This is a genomic window from Aliihoeflea sp. 40Bstr573, from assembly GCF_024105655.1.
GTDB lineage: Bacteria > Pseudomonadota > Alphaproteobacteria > Rhizobiales > Rhizobiaceae > Aliihoeflea.
The window spans coordinates 25,965-45,283 of record NZ_JAAAMH010000016.1 but is presented as its reverse complement, the minus strand read 5'-3'; the positions used below and the strand labels follow the sequence as shown (position 1 = coordinate 45,283).

General features: G+C 64.1%; 16 protein-coding genes. 6 read left to right on the top strand and 10 right to left on the bottom strand.

From position 1 onward, the window contains the following. Nucleotides 1-60: 60 nt before the first annotated feature. A complete protein-coding gene (locus tag GTK01_RS16560; RefSeq protein WP_252928057.1) occupies nucleotides 61-2,364 on the top strand; it encodes a xanthine dehydrogenase family protein molybdopterin-binding subunit in 2,304 nt (767 codons plus the stop codon). Between the two features lie 70 nt (nucleotides 2,365-2,434). Next, the gene (locus GTK01_RS16555; RefSeq protein ID WP_252928055.1) at nucleotides 2,435-3,391 is read left to right on the top strand and encodes a DMT family transporter; all 957 of its coding nucleotides are present in this window, start codon (nucleotides 2,435-2,437) and stop codon (nucleotides 3,389-3,391) included. On the opposite strand, the gene GTK01_RS16550 is transcribed toward GTK01_RS16555, so the two are convergent. After that, nucleotides 3,375-4,223 carry a uracil-DNA glycosylase family protein gene (locus GTK01_RS16550; protein ID WP_252928053.1) on the bottom strand — a complete coding sequence of 283 codons (849 nt, stop codon included), beginning with the start codon at nucleotides 4,221-4,223 and terminating at the stop codon, nucleotides 3,375-3,377. The genes GTK01_RS16555 and GTK01_RS16550 overlap by 17 nt on opposite strands. A 204-nt stretch (nucleotides 4,224-4,427) precedes the next feature. Here GTK01_RS16550 and GTK01_RS16545 point away from each other — a divergent pair, with 204 nt between their 5' ends. Then, nucleotides 4,428-6,143 (top strand): electron transfer flavoprotein-ubiquinone oxidoreductase, encoded by a 1,716-nt coding sequence (locus tag GTK01_RS16545; protein WP_252928051.1) that lies wholly within the window; start codon nucleotides 4,428-4,430, stop codon nucleotides 6,141-6,143. A gap of 28 nt (nucleotides 6,144-6,171) precedes the next feature. Here the strand turns inward: GTK01_RS16545 and GTK01_RS16540 are convergent, their stop codons facing one another. The 3 genes from GTK01_RS16540 to GTK01_RS16530 form a co-directional block, all read right to left on the bottom strand. Next, nucleotides 6,172-7,182: an endonuclease/exonuclease/phosphatase family protein gene (locus tag GTK01_RS16540; RefSeq protein ID WP_252928049.1), complete on the bottom strand. Its 1,011-nt coding sequence runs from the start codon at nucleotides 7,180-7,182 to the stop codon at nucleotides 6,172-6,174. 7 nt (nucleotides 7,183-7,189) lie between these two features. After that, nucleotides 7,190-8,692 carry an AMP nucleosidase gene (locus GTK01_RS16535; RefSeq protein ID WP_252928047.1) on the bottom strand — a complete coding sequence of 501 codons (1,503 nt, stop codon included), beginning with the start codon at nucleotides 8,690-8,692 and terminating at the stop codon, nucleotides 7,190-7,192. 69 nt (nucleotides 8,693-8,761) lie between these two features. After that, the gene (locus GTK01_RS16530) at nucleotides 8,762-8,959 is read right to left on the bottom strand and encodes a hypothetical protein (RefSeq protein ID WP_252928038.1); all 198 of its coding nucleotides are present in this window, start codon (nucleotides 8,957-8,959) and stop codon (nucleotides 8,762-8,764) included. A gap of 142 nt (nucleotides 8,960-9,101) precedes the next feature. On the opposite strand from GTK01_RS16530, the gene GTK01_RS20995 reads away from it, so the two are divergent. Together GTK01_RS20995 and GTK01_RS16525 are read left to right on the top strand one after the other, a co-directional pair. Then, on the top strand, nucleotides 9,102-9,224 hold the full coding sequence (locus GTK01_RS20995) for a hypothetical protein (RefSeq protein WP_256483919.1): 123 nt from the start codon (nucleotides 9,102-9,104) through the stop codon (nucleotides 9,222-9,224). 29 nt (nucleotides 9,225-9,253) lie between these two features. Next, on the top strand, nucleotides 9,254-9,787 hold the full coding sequence (locus tag GTK01_RS16525) for a hypothetical protein (protein ID WP_252928036.1): 534 nt from the start codon (nucleotides 9,254-9,256) through the stop codon (nucleotides 9,785-9,787). Nucleotides 9,788-9,930: 143 nt separating this feature from the next. On the opposite strand, the gene GTK01_RS16520 is transcribed toward GTK01_RS16525, so the two are convergent. After that, nucleotides 9,931-10,194, bottom strand: coding sequence for a DUF2147 domain-containing protein (locus GTK01_RS16520; RefSeq protein ID WP_252928132.1), 264 nt, complete (start codon nucleotides 10,192-10,194; stop codon nucleotides 9,931-9,933). A gap of 487 nt (nucleotides 10,195-10,681) precedes the next feature. On the opposite strand from GTK01_RS16520, the gene GTK01_RS16515 reads away from it, so the two are divergent. Then, on the top strand, nucleotides 10,682-10,939 hold the full coding sequence (locus tag GTK01_RS16515; RefSeq protein ID WP_252928034.1) for a sel1 repeat family protein: 258 nt from the start codon (nucleotides 10,682-10,684) through the stop codon (nucleotides 10,937-10,939). Nucleotides 10,940-11,066: 127 nt separating this feature from the next. Here the strand turns inward: GTK01_RS16515 and GTK01_RS16510 are convergent, their stop codons facing one another. From GTK01_RS16510 to GTK01_RS16490, 5 genes are all read right to left on the bottom strand, one after another. Further along, on the bottom strand, nucleotides 11,067-11,504 hold the full coding sequence (locus GTK01_RS16510) for a hypothetical protein (RefSeq protein ID WP_252928032.1): 438 nt from the start codon (nucleotides 11,502-11,504) through the stop codon (nucleotides 11,067-11,069). Nucleotides 11,505-11,592: 88 nt separating this feature from the next. Continuing rightward, a complete protein-coding gene (locus GTK01_RS16505) occupies nucleotides 11,593-13,557 on the bottom strand; it encodes an acetyl/propionyl/methylcrotonyl-CoA carboxylase subunit alpha (RefSeq protein ID WP_252928030.1) in 1,965 nt (654 codons plus the stop codon). A 75-nt stretch (nucleotides 13,558-13,632) separates the two neighbouring features. Beyond that, the gene (locus tag GTK01_RS16500; protein ID WP_252928028.1) at nucleotides 13,633-16,287 is read right to left on the bottom strand and encodes a membrane-bound PQQ-dependent dehydrogenase, glucose/quinate/shikimate family; all 2,655 of its coding nucleotides are present in this window, start codon (nucleotides 16,285-16,287) and stop codon (nucleotides 13,633-13,635) included. Nucleotides 16,288-16,437: 150 nt separating this feature from the next. Continuing rightward, nucleotides 16,438-18,045, bottom strand: a complete 1,608-nt coding sequence (locus tag GTK01_RS16495) for a carboxyl transferase domain-containing protein (RefSeq protein WP_252928026.1) — start codon at nucleotides 18,043-18,045, stop codon at nucleotides 16,438-16,440. A 105-nt stretch (nucleotides 18,046-18,150) separates the two neighbouring features. Beyond that, entirely contained in the window at nucleotides 18,151-19,314 is a 1,164-nt protein-coding gene (locus tag GTK01_RS16490) for an isovaleryl-CoA dehydrogenase (protein ID WP_252928024.1), read from the bottom strand. Nucleotides 19,315-19,319 lie beyond the last annotated feature (5 nt).

Sequence of the window (19,319 nt, the reverse complement as noted above, 5' to 3'; positions counted from 1 at the left end):
AAAACTGTTCCCCCGCGCCAGTTCACTGGCAATCTCCCGAAACGATCCGGAAAGCTATCCATGAATGTCATGACGCCGAAGTTCGGAATGGGCGCGCCAGTCCGTCGCATCGAAGATGATTCCTTCATCCGGGGACAAGGCCGCTATACGGACGACGTGACGCGCGAGGGCGTCCTCCACGGCTTCGTCCTGCGCTCTCCGATCGCAAAGGGCACTTTCACAAGTGGTTCAACCGAGGCAGCCCTTGCCAGCGAGGGCGTCCGGCTCGTGCTGACCGGTGCGGATGTCGCTCATCTGGGCGCGCTGAAGTCCGGCGCAATGCAGAAGCAGCCGGACGGCACGCGCGCGCCGACACGCGACATCCCGATCCTGTGCGCAGGCGAAGTCGCCTATGTTGGCGATGCCGTCGCCTTTATCGTCGCTGAGACCCGTGCGCAGGCGCAGGACGCGGCGGACCACCTCGAGATTGATTTCGAGCCCGCGGATGCAGTGGCGGACATCGCGGCTGCGCTTGAAGACGGCGCCCCGCCTGTCTGGGACGAACGCGCCGGAAATGTCGCCTTCGAATACCGGATGGGCAAGGCGGACGAGGCGGAGACGGCCTTCGCAAAGGCAGCGCATGTCTCGCGCATCGAATTCCGCAACAACCGGCTTGTGTCCAACTACATGGAACCGCGCTCCGCGCTGGGCGAATGGATCGAAAGCGAAGACCGGTTCACGCTCACGACGGGTTCGCAGGGCGTTCATTCGATGCGCCGCGTCTTGTGCGACCAGGTCTTCGGGATTGGCCATGAAAAGCTGCGCGTCGTGACGCCCGACGTCGGCGGCGGCTTCGGCACCAAGATGTTCACCTACCGCGAATATGCTCTCGTGCTGGAAGCGGCAAAGCGGCTCGGCCAGCCGGTCAAATGGACCAGCGACCGCACCGAGCACTTCCTGACGGACGCCCACGGCCGCGACAATCTGGCCGTCGCCGAGATGGCGATGGACGGCGAGGGGCGGTTCCTCGCGCTGCGCGTGAAGACCGACGCCAATATGGGGGCCTATTGCTCGCAGGTTGGCCCGTTCATTCCCTGGGTCGGCGCCACCATGTCGACCGGCGTCTACGACATCCCCGCGCTCGACGTTACGATTCGTGGCATCTACACCAACACGACGCCCGTCGACGCCTATCGCGGGGCGGGTCGGCCGGAAGCGGCTTTCCAGCTGGAAAAGTTGGTTGACCAGTGCGCGCGCGACATGGAGCTGTCGGCGCCCGAAATCCGCCGCCGCAATTTCATCCGCCCCGACCAGTTTCCGTACACCACGCCGACCGGACGCAAATACGATGTCGGCGAGTTCGACGGCCATATGACGACGGCGCTTGAGCGCGCCGAATGGAACGGTTTCGACGCCCGCAACGAGGAAGCGAAGTCGAAAGGTCGTATCCGCGGCATCGGCATGGCGACCTATGTCGAGGCCTGCGCCTTCGCCGGTTCCGAGCCCGCTCATGTCGAACTGGGGGCGGACGGCAACGTCACGCTTTCCATCGGCACCCAGTCGAACGGACAGGGTCATGCGACCGCCTATGCGCAGTTCGTCGCCGAGAAGCTCAATGTCGACATATCGCGGATCACCGTCCACCAGGGCGATACCGACCGGCTGGAGAAGGGGGGCGGCACGGGTGGCTCGCGCTCGATCCCTCTCGGCGGCGTCTCGGCCGCACGCGCCGGCGAGGACCTTGCCGAGAAGCTGAAGCGCATCGCGGCCGACGAGCTCGAAGCCTCGCCCGCCGACATCGAACTGATCGACGGCACGGCCAAGATCGTCGGCACAGACCGCGTGATCGACTTCGCCGGCATCGCCCGCGCGGCGAAAAACGATTCTGATCTCAAGGGCTTCGGAGAGTTTGTTCAGGACGAGGCGACCTATCCGAACGGCACTCATATCTGCGAGGTCGAGATCGACCCGCAGACGGGCGAGACCGAGGTCGTCCGCTATACGATCGTCGACGATTTCGGCGCGACGGTGAACCCGCTGTTGCTGGCTGGACAGGTCCATGGCGGCGTCGTTCAGGGAATCGGCCAGGCGCTGCGCGAAGAAGCGATCTATGGCGAGGACGGCCAGCTCGTGACGGCAAGCTTCATGGACTACGCGGTGCCGCGCGCCGATGATTTTCCGAACTTCCATTTCGAGACCCGAGATGTGCCGTCGACCACCAATGCACTCGGCATCAAGGGTGCGGGCGAGGCGGGCACGATCGGCGCGACGCCGGCCGCGCTCAATGCCGTGACCGATGCGCTCTGGCGCGCCTACGGCATCAGCCACATCGAAATGCCTGCTACGCCACAGCGCGTATGGCAGGCGATTAACGCGGCGGGATAGGTTAACTGGATAAGCGATTTTCGATTCGGCGCGGCAGCAGCGCCGTTGCGCATTGGTGGCGAAGAGACGGATGAACAGACAAGAGGTGGAGGCCCTTTACGCGGACAAGAATCCGCTGACCGGCATCCTGCTCAAAGTCGTCTCCGTCGCCGCCTTCGTCGCCATGGCTTCGCTGATCAAGGCTGCCGGTCGCGTGCCCGCGGGCGAAATCGTCTTCTTCCGCTCAGCCTTCGCCATCCTGCCGATCCTGATCCTGCTCGCCTGGCGGCACGAACTGCGCTCGGCGCTGAAGACCGCGCGCCCCTTCAGTCACGTCGCGCGCGGTCTCGTCGGCGTCACGTCCATGGGGCTCGGCTTCTTCGCGCTGACGCGCCTGCCCCTGCCCGAGGCGATCACGCTCAACTATGCGCAGCCGCTTCTGGTCGTGGTCTTCTCCGCGCTCTTCATGGGCGAGGTGGTGCGGCTCTTCCGCTGGAGCGCGGTCGTGGTCGGGCTCGTCGGCGTCGTCATCATCTCATGGCCGAAGCTGACGCTCTTCACCAGCGGATCGCCCATGGGCAATGACGAGGCCCTGGGCGTCACCGCCGCGCTGCTCGCGGCAGGTGTCTCCGCCATCGCCATGCTGCTCGTGCGCCGCCTTGTCCACACCGAAAAGACCGCGACGATCGTGCTCTGGTTCTCGCTGACGTCGACCGTCGCCGCGCTCGGCACCATACCCTTCGGCTGGGATGCGCTTTCGGCGGCACAAATCGCATGCCTGGTGGGGGCGGGCATTTGCGGCGGCGTCGGCCAGATCCTGATGACGGAAAGCTACCGGCACGCGTCGATGTCGACCATCGCGCCGTTCGAATACAGCTCGATGATCCTCGGCATCGCGGTCGGCTTTTTCGTCTTCGGGGACCTGCCGACGATCTATACGCTCGTCGGCGGCACCATCGTCGTGGGCGCCGGCCTTTTCATCATCTGGCGCGAGCAGCGCCTCGGCCTGAAGCGCGGCCAGGCCCGCAAGGTTACCCCGCCGACGTGAGCAACTTCAGCCGCGCCTTGATCTCCAGAAGGTCGCGCCAGGCAAGCTTCTTGTGGGCCGGATTGCGCAGGAGATAGGCAGGGTGGAGGAGGGGCATCGTCGCGATTGCATCGCCGCTGGCGGCCTTGTGCTCGCGCCAGCTTCCCCGCAGGCGCATGATGCCCTCGCTCGTACCGAGCAAGATTTTCGACGACGGCCCGCCAAGCGCGACGAGTACCTTCGGTTTGACGAGTTCGATCTGCCGCTCGATGAACGGGCGGCAAATTTCGGTTTCGATGGGCGTCGGCGTGCGGTTGCCCGGCGGCCGCCAGGGAATGACGTTCGTGATGTAGGCACTGGATCGATCGAGCCCGATCGCGGCCAGCATCCGGTCGAGCAACTGGCCCGACTTGCCGACGAAAGGCCGGCCCTCGATATCCTCATCCCGCCCCGGCGCCTCGCCAACGAGCATGATGTCGGCCGCGTCATTGCCGTCGCCGAAGACGAGGTTCTTGGCCGTGAACTTCAAATTGCAGCCGTCGAACTGCTCAAGGCAGGCGCGCAGCTCGGCAAGTGAGGCTGCCTCGCGTGCCATCAGCCGCGCTCGCTCGCTCTGGCCCTCGTCGGGCACCGTTGCCTGAACGCGGGCTGGGGAAGCGGGCACGGCGGCATAGGCAGCCGCGCGTTGCGGATCGATGGCGGGCGCAGCCGCGACGGGCTGCGCCTCGATGCGCGGCGGCTTGGCCGGCTCGGCCACCGCGAAACGGTCGACCGCCTCATCCGTGAGCGCATCATCCACGCCGCAATCGACGTAGAAGTGCAGGAGCTCGCGCAGGTTGATCGTATCGGCCATCGGTCTTCTATAGCGGTCAGGCAAGGCGCGGCCAAGCGCGCTTGCAATTGACGTTTACGTTAACGGAATATATTTGTTCGACAGGTCCTGTCGCATGGCGAGAGATATGGTTTCGCTAAGGAAACCGATGCGATAAGCACGCATTATGACATCAGGCAGCGCACTGACCGGCGCAACCGACGGCACACAAGCGGGGAGAGCGACATGAGCGAAGTTGAACGCGAGAGCATGGAATTCGATGTGGTGATCGTGGGCGCGGGCCCAGCCGGTCTTGCCGCGTCGATCCGCTTGAAGCAGTTCAATCCAGATCTGTCGGTCGTCGTGCTGGAAAAAGGCGCCGAGGTCGGGGCTCACATCCTGTCGGGCGCGGTGGTCGATCCGATCGGCATTGACCGGCTTTTGCCCGAATGGCGCACGGAGGCCGATCACCCGTTCAAGACACCGGTGACGGACGACCAGTTCCTCCTGCTCGGCCCCGCTGGTTCTGTGCGCATCCCGAATTTCCTGATGCCGCCCCTGATGAACAATCACGGCAACTACGCCGTCTCGCTGGGCAATGTGTGCCGTTGGCTCGCGGGCCACGCCGAGGCGCTGGGCGTCGAAATCTATCCGGGCTTTGCGGCTGCCGATCTCGTTTACAATGACGAAGGCGCGGTCATGGGCGTCGTCACTGGTGACATGGGCGTGGAGCGCGACGGCACGCACGGCCCGGCCTATGCGCCCGGCATGGCACTGCTCGGCAAATATGTGCTGATCGGCGAGGGTGTTCGCGGATCGCTGGCAAAGAAGCTGATCGAGAAGTTCGAACTTTCAAAGAATTCCGAACCGCAGAAGTTTGGCATTGGTTTGAAGGAACTCTGGCAGGTCGCGCCGGAAAAGCACAAGCCGGGCCTCGTCCAGCACTCGTTTGGGTGGCCCTTGAACTCGAAGACGGGCGGCGGCTCGTTCCTCTATCACCTCGAGGACAACCAGGTCGCTGTCGGCTTCGTCGTCCACCTGAACTACAAGAATCCCTATCTGTCCCCTTTCGAGGAATTCCAGCGCTTCAAGACGCATCCGGCGATCCGTGACACGTTCGACGGCGGCAAGCGGGTGTCCTATGGCGCCCGCGCGATCACCGAGGGCGGCTATCAGTCGGTGCCGAAGCTCAGCTTCCCCGGCGGCGCGCTGATCGGCTGCTCGGCCGGCTTCGTCAACGTGCCGCGCATCAAGGGGTCGCACAATGCGGTCCTTTCGGGAATGCTGGCGGCGGAGAAGGTCGCCGAAGCCCTTGCTGCCGGCCGCATCAACGACGAACTGACCGACTACGAGGCCGAGTGGCGCGCAAGCGATATCGGCAAGGACTTGAAGCGCGTGCGCAACGTCAAGCCGCTCTGGTCGAAGTTCGGTACCTGGATCGGCGTCGGCCTCGGCGGGCTCGACATGTGGACGAACCAGCTCTTCGGCTTCTCCTTCTTCGGCACGCAAAAGCACGGCAAGCCGGACTATGCGACGCTGGAACCGGCCGACAAGCATGAGCCGATAGCCTATCCGAAGCCCGACGGCGTCCTGACCTTCGACCGCCTGTCATCGGTGTTCCTGTCGAACACGAACCATGAGGAAAGCCAGCCAATCCATCTGCAGGTGAAGGACCCCGAACTGCAGAAGCGTTCGGAATACATGGTCTTCTCCGGTCCCTCGACGCGCTACTGCCCGGCCGGAGTCTACGAATGGGTGGATGCGGATGGCAATGGCCTGACCGGCGGCCCCGCATCGGCTACCAAGGGCGGCGAGGTCTCGCACACAGAGCCGGACGCGCGTTTCGTCATCAACGCGCAGAACTGCGTGCACTGCAAGACGTGCGACATCAAGGACCCGAACCAGAACATCAACTGGGTTCCGCCGCAGGGCGGCGAGGGGCCGGTCTATCCAAATATGTGACGTTTGGACGGCTGCGGCCGATGAGGTGCTAGTGGCGCATTGCCTGCAGCACCTCGGCCTCGGGCTCCTGCGGTAGCAGCGAGAATTCCACCAGAACCGGCAGGTGATCGGATCCGACCGCCGGCAGTGCCCGCGCCGTCCCGATGACCATGCCCCCTTTTGTCAGGACCTGGTCGATCGGCAGGCCGATCCAGCGCCGCCACGCGTCAGGAAGGCGGCGGTCGAGATAGGTCGGACCGATCCCGCGCACGACGCGAAACCCGCCCAGTTCCGCGACGCGGCGCACCGTCTGGCTCCATGGCACGGCGTTGAAATCGCCGGCGAGGATGGCACTGTCGGCAAGGTTGGGCAGGTCGTCCTCGATGCGGGACAAATGCCAGTCCTGGCCGAACGGCCATGGCCAGCCCAGATGCATGGCCACGACGCTCGCGCGCCGGCCGGCGAAGTCGACCTCGACATTGGCGAACGAGCCGCGATCGCCGCAAGCCTCGCTGGGGTCGGAGACGAACGGTCGACGCGACAGTATCGCGACGCCGCCGATATGCGTCGGCGGCGGACAGATGATGCGGTGGGGATAGGTTGCCTCGAGTGCCGACAACCGCTCGGCCCAAACATTGGAAACCTCGGCCAGCGTCACGATGTCCGGCCGGTGCTCGCCGATGGCGGAGAGCACGAGTTCCGGCGTCTCATTGTCGTAGCGCAAATTCACATGCATCAGCCGGAAGACCGGCATGGAGGATGAATCGAGGTCCGCGACCAGTCCGGCCTTGCGTGCGGCTTCATCCGAGAAGCCGCCGACCGTCGTCCAGATCGCGCCGATGCCGAGCAACAACGCGAATATCGCTTCGGGCCAGTAGCGCAGGGCCGCCAGAGGCAGGATTCCCATGAGCAGCAGCACCGCAAGGTGGATGCGGAAATGCGAGAAGGAATCGAAGGCCGGGTGAATGTGCCCCAGAAAGCCGAAGATCAGCGCTACCGCGATGCCGAGGACGCTGCCAAGCGCGACGAGCCTGAGAAGAAGCGACCAGTCGATCCGCATTTCCTTTCTACTGGAATGCCGTCTCGGAAAAGCTGCGCAGCTTGCGCGAATGAAGCTTTTCGGGCGCCATTTCGGCGAGCTTTTCGAGTGCGCGGATACCGATCGTCAGATGCTGGGCGACCTGACGCTTGTAGAAGTCCGTCGCCATGCCGGGCAGTTTCAGTTCGCCGTGCAGCGGCTTGTCGGAAACGCAAAGCAGCGTTCCGTAGGGCACCCGGAAGCGGAAGCCGTTGGCAGCGATCGTCGCCGATTCCATGTCGAGCGCGATGGCGCGGCTTTGCGACAGGCGCTGCACCGGGCCCCGCTGCTCGCGCAGTTCCCAGTTGCGGTTGTCGATGGTGGCGACTGTGCCTGTGCGCATGATGCGCTTCAGTTCGTATCCGGAAAGGCCGGTCACCTCGGCGACGGCTTCCTGTAGTGCCACCTGGATTTCAGCCAGCGCCGGGATCGGCACCCAGACCGGCAGGTCGTCATCAAGCACGTGATCCTCGCGCACATAGGCGTGGGCGAGCACGTAGTCGCCAAGCGCCTGCGTGTTGCGAAGGCCGGCGCAATGGCCGAGCATCAGCCAGGCATGCGGGCGCAGCACAGCGATGTGGTCGGTGATCGTCTTGGCGTTGGATGGGCCGACGCCGATATTGACCATTGTGATGCCGCCATGCCCCTCGCGGGTCAGGTGATAGGCTGGCATCTGCGGCATCCGCGCCGGGCTCGCGCCGTTGTGCGGCATAGTCTCGCCGGCTTTGGTGACGACGTTTCCCGGCTCGACGAAGCTCGTATAGCCGCCGCCGCCATCGGCCATCAGATTGCGGGCATGGACGCAGAATTCGTCGATATAGAACTGGTAGTTGGTGAAGAGCACGTAGTTCTGGAAAAATTGCGGGCTCGTCGCAGTGTAATGCGTCATCCGATGCAGCGAATAGTCGATGCGCTGGGCGGTGAAGGGCGCGAGCGGCATCGGTTCACCGGCCAGCGGCTCGTAGGTGCCGTTGGCGATGTGGTCGTCGGTGGCGTTGAGGTCCGGCACGTCGAAAAGGTCGCGCAACGGCCGCTGGATCCGGTCCGCGACCGAAGCCTCCACATAGGTGCCTTCGAGGAATGCGAAGTGCAGCGGGATCGGCGTTTCGGATTCGGAAACCGTGATCGGAACGCCGTGATTGCGCATCAGGAGCGTGAGCTGGTCCAGAAGATAGCTGTCGAAGAGGTCCGGTCGCGTGATGGTCGTCGTGTAATGGCCGGGCTGGGGCATGTGACCATAGGCGAGGCGGCTGTCGACGAGGGAGAAGGACGACGTGGTGACGCCGACCTCGGGATAGTATGCCCGGAACCGCTTGTGCTCGATCTCGCCCTCGGCGAGGCTGGCGAAGCTGTCGCGCAGGAACTGCGTATTGCGCTCATAGAGCGCCTTCAGCGCCTCGATCGCCTCGCGGGCATCCGTGAAGCTTTTCGGCGAGAAGGGCGGCGGGCTCGATACGTGCTCGATGGCGGCGGGATAGATTCTCTTTTCCATGACCCATTATAGAGGGTCGCGATGGCGGTTGCGAGACGGTCGGTCGCCTCGATGCAACGACTTTTCGTCTCAGCCCGTGCGTTGAAGGCTCATCAAGAGCACGAAGCCGATGCCGCCACCCTGACTGGAACTGTCCTCGAGAAAGACGGGACCGGAGGCCGAGCCCTGGGTGGCGAAGCCGATCGGCATGGCCAGAACCGCGATGACGGCGACAATGCGCGATGCCATCGTGAGGCCGTTGCGGATCGAAATAGGGTCGCGTTGCATGTGCATTCTCCTTGTCTATCTCGCCAACGCGTTGCCGCAGGCGGGCGCCGCGTCGAAAAAAAGGCAACTGGTCGGCGATTTGAGATCGAGCACGCGGGCCGGACGGCTGGCTTCCGCGACCAGAACGGAAAGCCCAATTCCCATGAACATCATCATCAGGCAGACGATGGAAAACCTGCGCGCCAACATCTTCGATCCCTCGTTCGAGCGTTGCCTCTTCGAATGTTGTCCGGATCATGGCGGTTGGGCGCTGAACTATGCCTGAGAGGCCCGTTCATCGGGGATTCATCTAGATTGAAAGTCGGCAATGCGAGCCTGCGCCGATTGTCTGGTCAGCCAATGCCGTTTCAACGGCGATTCCAACGCAGCGTCAAACGCTCGTTCAAGCGCGGCCCCTCTACAAAGTTCCTCGACGATCAGACGCACGCGATTTCCGGATTGTCAGAAAAGCCCGTCAAACCGGTGAGGCTGCCGGTGCGGGTCAAATCCGAAAAAACAGATGGGATCCATGCGATGAAAACGACACATGTCATGCTGAGCACGCTTGCGGTTGCCGCCGGGCTGATGACCTCCACCGGTTGGGCGCAGGAACCACCTCCGATACTGGTCTGGGACGAGACCGGGGCGCTCGTCAGCGAGGGCGGCTACCAGTCGATGACGCCTGCATTCACGACGCAGGAAGCACCCTCGACGGCGACGGCCGAGCGCACCTTCGCAATGTCGCCCCTCACGACCGGCAGCATCGGCGACGAACAATGGGTATTCGACGACCATCCATTCGGAAACTACGGCGCGAACATCCGCCTCGATGATCTTCGCGGCCAGTAAATGAGAGCAGGGGGGCACCGCCGGTCAGTACGGACGGTCGACGTGAGACATCGACGCGCTTCTTGCAGAACACGAGACGCGATAGACCCAAACAAGAGCCGCTGCAGCGTTTGGCTGCAGCGGCTTGTTGGACTTGAGAACCTTTACTGGCGGGTCAGGTCTTCGCCGCGGCAGATGAGGCCGCCCATGACGCAGCCGCTCATCTTCATCATGTTGCCGTTGACGGAGGCCTTTCCATTATAGGTCTTGCCCTCGTCGAGCACGTTGACGGTGCCCTTGTAGTTGGTGCCCGAGCCGGCCATCGTGCCGATCGGCTGGCCGTTATACTGCCCCGACCGGACGGTGCCGCAGAACCCGCCAGAGCAAGGCGCGAATTCGATCAGCGTGCCGTTGCCCCGCTTCCACATGCCAACGATCGGCTCTGCCGCGAAGGCCGGTGCCGAAACGAGAGCGCACGCAGCCAAAGCTGCCCAGAATTGAACCTTCACCAACTTCCTCCCAAGACGCAAAGCATGTCGAAAACTTACGCAAACGTAAACGTAATCGAGTTTCGGACAGTTGGGAAGTGATGCCTGAAGCAAAATCGAAAGTCCCGTTGTGCGGTCGGGAAAGACATTCTCGGGGGAGGGAGGTGAGAAAGTCGGCAATCAGGGTTAGCGGGCGGTAAACGGCAAATGTGGCAATTGTCTTGAAGTTCTCTAAACAGCCGCGCAGTTGTGGGCTTTGCATGCTTAACGAATTGGGCCGTTTACTGAAAGTTTGAGCTTTGTTTGAACATCGTTAAGCACGCCATTTTACCGCAGATTCAAGCCTGCGCGGCATTCTCTCCCCATCACACAGCAACAAGGGACGCACGGAAAAATCCGGCTCTCGGGATGTAACAGGGGACTTGAAATGGCACGCTACGAAATGATCGAAGCCGGCATCGGCTCCACTGCACAGGCCGACATTCTCTTCGAACTGGGCATGATGTATGCGACCGGTCGCGACTGCGAGGTCGATGTCATCGCCGCCCACAAATGGTTCAACATCGCCGCCATCAAAGGCAGCGACCGCGCCGTGCAACTGCGTCAGGAACTCTCCTCGGCCATGTCCAAGACCGACATCGCAAAGGCCCTGCGCGAAGCGCGCGAGTGGATGACAACGCACTGATCCGAATACCGAACGACCGGCAACAGAGCGGGATGACCCGCCGGGCCACACAGGGACGCATCAAGCGAAGATCAAGAAAAAAGGGCCGCAGCCGAAATGGCGGCGGCCCTTTTTCGCTGCAACATGATCAGTCCGAATTGACCCGGTCGAGAAGTTCCATGGTCATGTCGGCACAGGCGCGGGCTTCCTCGCGCGGTCCGCATTTCACCTCGATCTTGACGCCGCCATCCTCGTCGATCTCGATCTTGAACTCGGAGCCCTGCGCACGGCGCATGCTACGCCAGCCCGGACCGCCGCGCTGTCCCTCGCCGCGCATGTGGTGACGCGGGCCACCATGGCGCCCCATTCGATCAGGCCCGCCACGTCGGTCATGCATCGCCGGACCACCTTCGGGACCGTCCACCATTGCATCGCCCTCGTCAGGGCTGGGCGGCGGCGGAGGCGTCGCGGATTCGCCGGCCGTGGGGGCGTCGGTGCCAGGCGGCGGCGGGGCAGGGGGCGTCTGCGCGAAGGCGACCGAACTCGAAAGCGCGACCGCGGAAAGTGTGAGCAGCAGTGAACGCATGAAATCCTCCATTGGGGTTTGCCACTCCCAACGGCTGGCGATTCCGGCTGTTCCTTTGCAAAAGACAGCCGGCGATCACGATTTTGCGTCAGCCGGCCATGGCGGGAGCGGCGGCTTCCTCGAAGCGTACGAGTACGGTACCGTCTGTGACCTGTCCGCCTTCGGCGACGATGTCGGCAATGATGCCGTCATGCGGCGCGGCGATCGTATGCTCCATCTTCATGGCTTCCAACACCAGGAGCGCCTGTCCCTTCTGGACCGTGTCGCCCGGCTGGACGCGCGCCATCTTGACGAGGCCAGGCATAGGCGCGCGCAGCGCATCGCCGCCGCCCGAGGCCTCCTCGGCCCGCGCGAACGGGTCGTCGAGCGCGAAATCATGGCTGCCGGATGCGTCGAAAACGGTAACGTGGCCCTTCCAAAGTGCTGCCCTGGCGCGGTCGGCATCGGAGAGAACGAAGGTCTCGCCATCGATGTCCACCTCGTATCGCCCGTCGGCGCGAGGCTGGACGCGGCCCGAGCGCCCCGCTGCGCCCGCAGCAAGCTCGACGGACTTCGCCAGCCCGCCGAAATGGCCGTAGCCGACGAGGTCCGACCACGGGTCGCCGTCGCGCTTTCCCGGCGCTCCGGCTGCGGCGAGCGCGGCAATGGCCGCTGCGCGCGGCGTCGCCTTGCCGGGCCGGGTGAGCTCGGGCTGCTTGCGCGCGATGAGACCGGTATCGACGTTGCCCGCGGCGAAATCGGCATCCGACGCAAGGGCGGACAGGAAGCGCGCATTGACCGTCGAGCCAGCGACCTGCGTCCCATCGAGTGCCTCGACCAGCCCGGAGAGCGCGGCCGCCCTATCGTCGGCATGGACGATCACCTTCGCGATCATTGGATCGTAGAACGGGCTTATCGTGTCGCCGGAGCGCACGCCGGTATCGATGCGCAACGCGGCGCCGGATTGCAGCGTTTCGGGAAACTGCAGGTGATGCAGGGTGCCGATCGCCGGCAGGAAATCGCGCGACGGATCCTCGGCGTAAAGCCGAGCCTCGACCGCATGACCGGTCAGGCCGATCTCCTCCTGGCGCAGCGGGATTGCCTCGCCCGCGGCGACACGAAGCTGCCATTCGACGAGATCGACGCCGGTAACCAGTTCGGTGACCGGGTGCTCCACCTGAAGGCGCGTGTTCATCTCCATGAACCAGAACCGGTCCGGACGAAGACCATCGGACGCGTCGACGATGAACTCGATCGTGCCGGCGCCCGAATAGCGGATCGCCTGAGCGGCCTTGACGGCGGCTGACGTCATCGCCGCACGCATCGCCTGGTCCATGCCGGGGGCAGGGGCTTCCTCGATGACTTTCTGGTGGCGGCGCTGCGCCGAGCAGTCACGCTCGAAGAGGTGGACGACGTTGCCGTGATTGTCGCCGAAGACCTGCACCTCGATATGGCGCGGCTTGGAGACATACTTCTCGACCAGCACCCGGTCGTCGCCGAACGAGGCCTTGGCCTCGCGTCGCGCGGCGGCGAGCGCCTCGGGGAAGGCGTCCTGATCTTCGACGAGGCGCATGCCCTTGCCGCCGCCGCCGGCCCGCGCCTTGATGAGGACGGGAAACCCGATCTCCTTGGCCTTTGAGGAGAGAACCACGAGTTCCTGCGCCTCGCCATGATAGCCCGGCACGACCGGAACGCCGGCCTTTTCCATCAGCCGCTTGGCGGCGTCCTTCAGCCCCATCGCGCGGATGGAAGCGGGCGACGGGCCGATGAAGACGAGCCCGGCCGCGTTCACCTGATCAACAAAGTCCGGATTCTCGGAAAGAAAGCCGTAGCCGGGATGGATCGCCTGAGCACCGGTCGTCCGGGCGGCCTCGATGATCCGTTCGCCCACGAGATAGCTCTCCCCGACCGGCGATGGCCCAATATGCACGGCCTCATCGGCCAGTGCGACATGCATCGCATTGCGGTCGGCGTCCGAATAGACAGCCACGGTCGCGATCCCCATCCGCCGGGCGGTCTTGATGACGCGACAGGCTATTTCGCCGCGATTGGCGATCAGGATCTTCTTGAACATGGGTCCTCCGAAAACGATAAGGCGGCGAAGCAGAAGCTCCGCCGCCTTATACCCGCCTCGGGAGGATGCGTCACCTCATTGCGAGGCTGGGGCCGTGCCCAGCCGGTATGCGATGATATAGTCGCCGGCGCGCGTGCCAGTCGAGCCATGGCCGCCGGCGACGACGACCAGATACTGGTTGCCGTCCGCGCCTCGGTAGGTCGATGGCGTCGCCTGTCCGCCTGCCGGCAGGCGGTCCTGCCAGATTTCCTCGCCTGTCTGCAGATCGTAGGCGCGCACGAAATAGTCGAGCGTGCCGGACAGGAATGCGACGCCGCCCTTGGTGACGATGGGCCCGCCGATGCCCGGCACACCCATCTTGAGCGGCAGCGGGATCGGCGAGAGATCTCGAACGGTGCCGTTGACCCGCTGATAGACGGTCTCACCCGACGTCAGGTCGACAGCGGCGACATAGCCCCAGGCCGGCTCCTGGCAGGGAAGGCCGATGGGCGACATGAACGGCCCCATCTCGACCGCGTAGGGCGCGCCGAAATTCTCGTTGAACACCGGGTCGCCTTCGCTGGTGACGACACGCGATTCCTGGTCTTCGCGCGGGATCATCTTGGAGGTGAAAGCGAGATAGACCGGCATGCCGAACATGATCTGGCGTTCGGGATCGACAGCGACGGAGCCCCAGTTGAACGTTCCGAAATTGCCCGGATAGACAATGCTGCCCTGTTCGGACGGCGGCGTGAACGCACCTTCGTAGCGCATCCGCCGAAAGGCGGCGCGGCAGGCGGCCTGGTCGAGCGGCGTCAGGCCCCACATGTCGCGTTCGCGCAATGCTTCGGGTCGGAAGCTCACCGATGAAGCCGGTTGCGTCGGCGCTGTGCGGTCACCCTCGACGGCGCCTTGCGGCACCGCTCTTTCCTCCACGGGATGGACTGGCTCTCCCGTCTCGCGATTGAGCACGAAGACGTCTCCCTGCTTGGTCGGCACGACCAGCGAAGGAATTGTCGCCCCATCAATGGTCAGGTCGATGAGCGCAGGTTGGGCCGGCACATCGTAGTCCCAGAGGTCGTGATGAACGGTCTGGAAGACCCACGCGACTTCGCCGGTCGACGCATTGAGCGCGGTCACGGACGAGGAAAACCGCTCGGTGTTCTCGCCACGCTCGCCGCCGAACTGATCGGGCGATTCATTGCCCATCGGCAGGTAGACGAGGTCGAGCGCGGCATCATAGCTCGCGACGCTCCACATGTTGGGCGAGTTGTTCTCGTAGGTCTCCCCCTCACCGATCGGCTGTGTCGCCTCGGGGTTCTTGCTGTCGAAGTTCCACAAGAGTTCGCCGGTCCAGACGTCATAGCCGCGAATGACGCCGGAGGGGGAGGTGGTGGAATCGTTGTCGTTGACGGCTCCGCCCACGATGACGACCGAAGCGGTGACCACCGGCGGGGAGGTCGTATAGACCGAGCCCGGCGTGATGTTGGGCATGTTGTGCCAGAGGTTGATGGTGCCGTCCTCGCCGCCGAAGCCCGGGCAGATCTGGCCCGTCTCCGCGCTGACCGAGATCAGGCGGCCATCGGATGTCGGCGCAAAAAGACGGCGCAGGCAAGCCTCGTCCTGGTTGACGTAGCCGTCCGTGTCGCTTTGCGGCACGACGGGGTTTTCCGCGCCTGGCTCGGCCTGCCCGGTGACGACGTTCTGGTAAACGCCTGCTGCCTGGCGCGTGACGGATTCGACGCTCATTGCGAGACGTTCTTCGTCGGTCAGGTCCTGGCGCGGGCCAGCGGCCGGCTCGGGCTGCGAAGGCGCGGCGGATTCGTCCGCTGGCGCCGCGGCAGCGGCATCATCGCCCTCGGCAGGCGCCGCCGGCTGCGCTTCGGCGGCCTCCTGAGGCTCGTCTGCCGCGGCAGGCGGGTTCGTCGTGCCGTCGAAATACGACACGCCGCGGCAAGTCATGTGCTGGGTCGTGGGAGTAGGCGGCTGCTGCAGTTCGGGGTCGAAACGCCAGCGCTCCTGGCCGGTGACCGGATCGAGCGCAATCACGGTGCCAAAGGGCGTGCACAGATACATCATGTCGCGAATGACGAGCGGCGTGACCTGATAGGTGGTCTCTACAGGGTCGTCGGAACTGCGCTCCTCGCCGGTCTGGTAAGTCCACGCGACCTCGAGATTGGCGACATTGTCGGTCGTAATATCGGCAAGTGGCGAATAGCGCTGGCCGGCGGCTGTGCGGCCATATGCGACCCACTCGCCTTCGTCGACATCACTCTCGTAGCTCACGAGCCCGGCCATCTGATTTGCAGGGAACGTACCGGTCGCAACGTCGCGCGGCTCCTGCCAGATGGCGAAGGCGGCGACGAGGCCGCTGACGAGAATCGCGCCGGCAAGCGTCGCGCTGTTCGGGCCGTAGACGGCCTTGGGCTGCCCAGGCTGGTGCATTGCCCGGATCATCGGCGGCAGCAGGAGCAGTATGCCGAGGGCAACGAGGAGGCTTCCGCGGGCCGAAAGAGCCCACCAGTCGAAGCCCGATTCCCAGATTGCCCAGACCAGCGTGACGAGAAGCGTCACGGCATACACGGCCAGCCCGGACGGGCGGCGATCCCAGAGAAGCCCGGCGGAAACGATCAGACCGACGCCCATGATGACGTAGAACCACGAGCCGCCGAGCGATGCGAGCCAGGTGCCCTGGCCGGCGAGTGCAACGCCGATCAGGAGGATGATAGCGGATAGAATGATGCGGTACATTGCCGGCCCCGGTGAGCAATGAAAATTCAAGCCCACGTGATGCGTCGGCTCCCCTGCGGCCTTCAAGCGACGGCCGGCCTGCCCTCCAAAAAGAGGGCACGCGTGAGTTGAACGTGCGAAAGCGCGTCCGGTTCCCGCATAATGAACCGATTACATCCGGAAAACGCCGAACTTCGTCTCCGGAATCGGCGCATTGAGCGCGGCCGACAGCGACAGCGCCAGAACCTCGCGCGTCTTAGCCGGGTCGATGATGCCGTCGTCCCACATCCGCGCCGAGGAATAGAGCGGATGCCCCTCATGCTCGAACTTGTTGAGGATCGGCTTCTTGAACGCCGCTTCCTCCTCCGTGCTCCACTTGCCCCCGCGCCGCTCGATGCCTTCGCGCTTGACGATGGCAAGGACGGTCGCGGCCTGCTCGCCGCCCATGACGGAGATGCGTGCATTCGGCCACATCCAAAGGAAACGAGGCGAGTAGGCACGTCCGCACATGCCGTAATTGCCCGCGCCGAACGAGCCGCCGATGATCATCGTGACCTTCGGCACCTTGGCGGTAGCGACGGCGGTGACGAGCTTGGCGCCGTCCTTGGCGATGCCGCCGGCCTCATACTTGCGGCCGACCATGAACCCCGTGATGTTCTGCAGGAAGACGAGCGGAATCTTTCGCTGGCAGCAAAGCTCGATGAAATGCGCGCCTTTGACCGCGCTTTCGGAGAAGAGAACGCCGTTGTTGGCGATGATGCCGACCGGCATGCCGTAGAGATGCGCGAAGCCGGTGATCAGCGTCGTCCCGTAGTTTGCCTTGAATTCGTCGAACTCCGAACCGTCGACCACGCGCGCGATGACCTCCCGCACGTCGTAAGGCTGGCGCGTGTCCTGGGGGATGATGCCGTAGATTTCTTCAGGCGCATGAAGGGGTGGAATCGGATCGCGAACGTCGAGTGCCAAGTGCTTCTTGCGATTGAGGTTTCTCACGATCCTGCGAACGATCGCCAGCGCATGCGCATCGTCGACGGCATAGTGGTCGGCAACCCCGGATTCGCGCGTGTGGAGATCGGCGCCACCGAGATCTTCGGCCGAGACGACCTCGCCGGTCGCCGCCTTCACCAGCGGCGGGCCGCCGAGAAAGATTGTCGCCTGCTTCCTGACCATGACCGTCTCATCCGACATCGCGGGCACGTAGGCGCCGCCCGCCGTGCACGAGCCCATGACGCAGGCGATCTGCGGAATGCCCGCCGCCGACATGTTGGCCTGATTGTAGAAGATGCGGCCGAAATGATCGCGGTCGGGGAAGACCTCGTCCTGGTTGGGCAGGTTCGCGCCGCCTGAATCGACCAGATAGATGCAGGGCAGTTGGTTCTCGAGCGCGATCTCCTGCGCCCGCAGATGCTTCTTGACCGTCAGCGGATAGTAAGTGCCGCCCTTTACGGTGGCATCGTTGACGACCACCATGACCTCGCGCCCTTCCACGCGGCCGATGCCGGCGATCAGCCCGGCCGAGGCGATCTCGCCGCCATACATGTCGTTCGCGGCGAACTGGCCGATTTCGAGGAAGGGGGCGCCTGTGTCGAGAAGCTGGGCCAACCGGTCGCGCGGAAGGAGCTTGCCGCGGGACACATGGCGGTCGCGCGCCTCCTTCGGTCCTCCGAGCGCCACCGCCGCGGCCTTTTCATGCATCTGGTCGACCAACCCGCGCATCGTCGCTTCATTGGCCTTGAAGGCGTCGGAGGAGGTCGAGATCTGTGATTGGATGGCGGGCATGAGCGTCTCTGTCGTTCGATGAAGAGGCCGATCGGGGCGCGGGAGCAAATCAGCCGAAGCGGCGGGACTATCGCAGCTTCGGCCAATCGCGTCGATGCGATCGCGTCAGTTGCTGTCGGCGACGATCTCGCGGCCGATCAGCCAGCGGCGGATTTCGCTGGTGCCGGCACCGATCTCGTAGAGCTTGGCGTCGCGCAGCAGGCGGCCGGTCGGGTATTCGTTGATGTAGCCATTGCCGCCGAGAAGCTGCAGCGCGTCGAGCGCGGACTGCGTAGCCTTTTCGGCCGCAAACAGCACGCAGCCCGCAGCATCCTTGCGGGTGACTTCACCCCGGTCACATGCCTGCGCCACCGCGTAGACATAGGCGCGGGCGGCGTTCATGTTGGCGTACATGTCGGCAAGCTTGGCCTGGACGAGCTGGAATTCGCCGATCGGCTGGCCAAACTGCTTGCGCTCGTGAACGTACGGAACGGCGACATCCATGCAGGCCGCCATCAGGCCGAGCGGACCGCCTGCGAGCACGGCTCGCTCGTAGTCGAGACCGGACATCAGAACCTCGACGCCGCGGCCATCCTCGCCAAGCACGTTCTCGAACGGCACCTCGACATTCTCGAAGACGAGCTCGCCGGTGTTGGAGCCGCGCATTCCAAGCTTGTCGAGCTTTTGCGCCACCGAAAAGCCCTTGAAATCGCGCTCTACGATAAAGGCCGTGATGCCGCGCGAATGCCGATCCGGATCGGTCTTGGCGTAGATGACCATCGTATGAGCGTCCGGGCCGTTGGTGATCCACATCTTGGTGCCGTTGAGGACGTAGCGGTCGTTGCGCTTTTCGGCGCGCAGCCGCATCGAGACGACGTCCGAGCCGGAACCCGATTCCGACATGGCCAGCGCGCCGACCGCCTCGCCGGAACAAAGCGCGGGCAGGTACTTTGCCTTTTGCTCTGCATTGCCCCAGCGATTGATCTGGTTGACGCACAGATTTGAATGGGCGCCATAGGAAAGGCCGACCGAGGCCGAGGCGCGGCTGATCTCCTCCAATGCGACGACGTGGGCGAGATAACCCATTCCCGATCCGCCGAAATCGGGATCGGCGGTAATGCCGAGCAGGCCAAGCGCGCCCATCTCCTGCCACAGATGGTTGGGGAATTCGTTCGACGAGTCGATTTCGGAAGCGATTGGCGCGATGCGGTCCTGCGCGAAGCGCCGAACGGTCTCGCGCAGCGCGTCGATATCCTCGCCATGGCCGAACTTCATCGTCTGGTCGTACATGCTGG

Bases quoted from the DNA above. Each gene is read 5' to 3' on its own strand.
- GTK01_RS20995 (WP_256483919.1), top strand. From the start codon at position 9,102: ATGAACATCATCATCAGGCAGACGATGGAAAACCTGCGCGCCAACATC.
- GTK01_RS16490 (WP_252928024.1), bottom strand. From the start codon at position 19,314: ATGTACGACCAGACGATGAAGTTCGGCCATGGCGAGGATATCGACGCG.
- GTK01_RS16505 (WP_252928030.1), bottom strand. From the start codon at position 13,557: ATGTTCAAGAAGATCCTGATCGCCAATCGCGGCGAAATAGCCTGTCGC.
- GTK01_RS16515 (WP_252928034.1), top strand. From the start codon at position 10,682: ATGGCACGCTACGAAATGATCGAAGCCGGCATCGGCTCCACTGCACAG.
- GTK01_RS16530 (WP_252928038.1), bottom strand. From the start codon at position 8,959: ATGCAACGCGACCCTATTTCGATCCGCAACGGCCTCACGATGGCATCG.
- GTK01_RS16550 (WP_252928053.1), bottom strand. From the start codon at position 4,223: ATGGCCGATACGATCAACCTGCGCGAGCTCCTGCACTTCTACGTCGAT.
- GTK01_RS16540 (WP_252928049.1), bottom strand. From the start codon at position 7,182: ATGCGGATCGACTGGTCGCTTCTTCTCAGGCTCGTCGCGCTTGGCAGC.
- GTK01_RS16555 (WP_252928055.1), top strand. From the start codon at position 2,435: ATGAACAGACAAGAGGTGGAGGCCCTTTACGCGGACAAGAATCCGCTG.
- GTK01_RS16500 (WP_252928028.1), bottom strand. From the start codon at position 16,287: ATGTACCGCATCATTCTATCCGCTATCATCCTCCTGATCGGCGTTGCA.
- GTK01_RS16495 (WP_252928026.1), bottom strand. From the start codon at position 18,045: ATGCCCGCCATCCAATCACAGATCTCGACCTCCTCCGACGCCTTCAAG.
- GTK01_RS16560 (WP_252928057.1), top strand. From the start codon at position 61: ATGAATGTCATGACGCCGAAGTTCGGAATGGGCGCGCCAGTCCGTCGC.
- GTK01_RS16535 (WP_252928047.1), bottom strand. From the start codon at position 8,692: ATGGAAAAGAGAATCTATCCCGCCGCCATCGAGCACGTATCGAGCCCG.
- GTK01_RS16510 (WP_252928032.1), bottom strand. From the start codon at position 11,504: ATGCGTTCACTGCTGCTCACACTTTCCGCGGTCGCGCTTTCGAGTTCG.
- GTK01_RS16520 (WP_252928132.1), bottom strand. From the start codon at position 10,194: ATGTGGAAGCGGGGCAACGGCACGCTGATCGAATTCGCGCCTTGCTCT.
- GTK01_RS16545 (WP_252928051.1), top strand. From the start codon at position 4,428: ATGAGCGAAGTTGAACGCGAGAGCATGGAATTCGATGTGGTGATCGTG.